This window comes from Mucilaginibacter sp. (genome assembly GCF_028288185.1).
GTDB lineage: Bacteria > Bacteroidota > Bacteroidia > Sphingobacteriales > Sphingobacteriaceae > Mucilaginibacter.
This window is the reverse complement of sequence record NZ_JAQBOF010000023.1, coordinates 1-2,594: the sequence shown is the minus strand read 5'-3', so window position 1 is coordinate 2,594 and position 2,594 is coordinate 1. Positions and strand designations below refer to the sequence as shown.

The 2,594-nt window shown below is 42.2% G+C and carries 4 protein-coding genes; all 4 read right to left on the bottom strand.

What is annotated here, in order from left to right:
* Positions 1 to 25 precede the first annotated feature (25 nt).
* Entirely contained in the window at positions 26 to 172 is a 147-nt protein-coding gene (locus tag JWQ34_RS09165; protein WP_299356721.1) for a hypothetical protein, read from the bottom strand.
* 260 nt (positions 173 to 432) lie between these two features.
* Positions 433 to 1,173 (bottom strand): substrate-binding domain-containing protein, encoded by a 741-nt coding sequence (locus JWQ34_RS09160; protein WP_299356719.1) that lies wholly within the window; start codon positions 1,171 to 1,173, stop codon positions 433 to 435.
* Between the two features lie 2 nt (positions 1,174 to 1,175).
* Positions 1,176 to 2,093 carry a substrate-binding domain-containing protein gene (locus tag JWQ34_RS09155; RefSeq protein WP_299356717.1) on the bottom strand — a complete coding sequence of 306 codons (918 nt, stop codon included), beginning with the start codon at positions 2,091 to 2,093 and terminating at the stop codon, positions 1,176 to 1,178.
* Positions 2,094 to 2,135: 42 nt separating this feature from the next.
* Positions 2,136 to 2,594 (bottom strand): DsrE family protein (locus JWQ34_RS09150; protein ID WP_299356715.1); only part of this gene is annotated, 459 nt, incomplete at its 5' end.

Below are 2,594 nucleotides of genomic sequence, written 5' to 3'. Positions count from 1 at the left end.
ATGACGAATATTTATTTTACTAATTTTAAGATAGCCGGGCAATCATTAACACAAATGGCAAGACTAACAATACCAATGCGGCCATGATCGCGGCTGTATTAATGATTTTATCTCCTAAGACAATTGCTCTTTCTGTAAACTGACGGTGGGTTAAGTTTTGTATAGTTTTCATGATCTTTTTGATTTTGTTAATCAAAGATCAATCATTAAAACACGTTATTTTCATCATCAATTTACATGGTCAATAATGTAAAGTTATTTATTATTTGATGCTACGTTGCATAAAAAGATAACGGAAACCAAGTTGAAGAATGACACATGTAAAAAACAAGTATGGCCGGTATTAACCCGCCATGCTTTAGTAATGCTTTCAAATCTGTCACCTTCTGCTTTGGGTTATACCGTTCCACTATTTTGGCTGCTGCGCATAGCCTATTCCCAGCCCCACTTTTTAAATATTGAATGGCCCTGAACGCTTTGCAGAAAACTAAGAAACTGCTTTCCCTGTTGACTGTGCTTACTGTTTAAAGTTAAAGCCACAGGAGTACCGCGGTATAAGCGCAATGTTACGGGCAATTCAACCACTTGTGTGATACCTTTCAGGTTTTGGTGCCAGGAGGTATAGGTGATCCAGGCATCATAGCTGCTATCTGTTTTCCAGGCGGCAATACCCAAAGCGGTATTGGCGAAGGAGCCTGCAATATTTTTTTGGATACCACCGATCAGGTTTTCCTTTCCGGCAATATCTTCCCACAAACCTAATTGTCCGGCCCCATTCACGTCTAAAATATGAATACCCGGTTTTGTGAGGTCCTTCAGTGTTACAATGTGTTTTGGGTTACCCGGCCTGACTAATATAGCCGTCGCTCTTTTGTACAATTCAACCCTGGTTGTTGCATCAACCATACCGGGATGGTTTTGTATAAACTGGGTAAGCATATATTCGGCACCACCATAAATCACATCAGCATTTTGCTGTGCCTGGGGCATCCATTTTGACTCTGGGCCACCGGTTACTTTCACTGGAATACCAGTTGTTGTTGTAAATGCTTTTGCACACTCCTGCATGGCTGAAAGCGGGCCGCCGGGACCATAAACGTGCAGGGTATCTGTTTGGGCGAAAACCGACAGGCTGCTTATAGCTGCAACAAGCATTAAAATGTACTTTTTCATATCTATTTAGTTGTAAACCCGTAATTTCTGTAGATGGCTTTAGCAGTAGGGCTAATTAAAAAATCCATAAAGTCCTTAGCGGCCTGAACATGTGGCGCATTTTTCATTTGCCCGGCTACGTAGGTAGCATTGATGTTTTCACCGGCGGGGATCTCTACCATATCAACCGGGTGTTTGATCATTATTTGATAAAAAGCCTCGCTGTACCATACCGGAGCCGCATCAGATTGGTTGTACATAATCCGCATGGGCGTCTGGCGGTGATGGATCTGAGTCAGGTAAGTAGTACTATCCTTCACTTTATCTTCCATGATCGTTTTACGCAAGGTTTCCGTACCGGCCAGTACATAAGCCTGTTCAATCCGCTTACCTATTCCTTCCCATTCGGGGTTAGGCATACTTACCCGCACATCTGCCCGGCCCAGGTCTTTTAATCCTTTTACATTTTTAGGATTACCTTTTTGAACCATAATGGCTAAACGGTTGTAGGCATAAGGTTCAGTTTTGGTGAAATATTGCGGCATTTGATCGGTCTTGCTTTTGCCTGCGGTGTAAACATCTGGTTTTAAGGTGATACGCATATTTCCGATAGTAATAGAACCTCCGACGATCTGCTTTGCTAAAATACCGGGAGGCAGTGTTTCTGCGAAAACCCGCTGGTACTGGGGATGCGCTTTTTTAAACGCAGCAATCAGGTCATCAATACACATAAACTGATTACCGGCAAAGAATACAACTAACTGCGGGTCGTTTATATCACCAAACAAGTCAGGTACATTATCTACGCCCGGTACGGTAAACATTACTTTACTTTCCGGTGGAGTATTCCATGGCGGGTCAAAACGGTGATCCTGCGCTTTAACCTTAATGCCTGATACAATAAGTGCAATCGCCGCGAATATTATTTTATAGCTTTTCATTTTGACTTTTAATAGAATTACAACTGATAGAATATTTAACGATTATGGATGAACAACAGCCCATCCTTCATATTGACGGATTATGATCTCGCCGTTACCGCTTGGTACATAAGAAATAAAAGGGAACAAGTCGTTCTTATCTATTTTCCGTTCTTTAATGGTATTGCTGCATTGCGCCAATACAACACCTTTGGCCTGCAGATCTTTTAATGCCTGTTCGTAGGTGCTGCTCTTCATGTAAACGGCTACGCCGTCGCCAAAAGCGATCAGTTCTACATGAAGTTTGCCCTTTAAGCGGGGATCTTCGAGCGCATTATCGATGTTCCGGAGTATTCCCTTTATTTTCTTGTCATCATTTGAATTCAGAATATACAGCGCATTATAATGTTTCAATTTTGCTGTTGCACCGGTAAAAGCGGCGGGATCGGTTTGCTGTGCGCTGGCTGGTTTTACTAAAGCCAGTAAGGCGAAGGCAACTAAAATTAAAGTGTACTTTTTCAT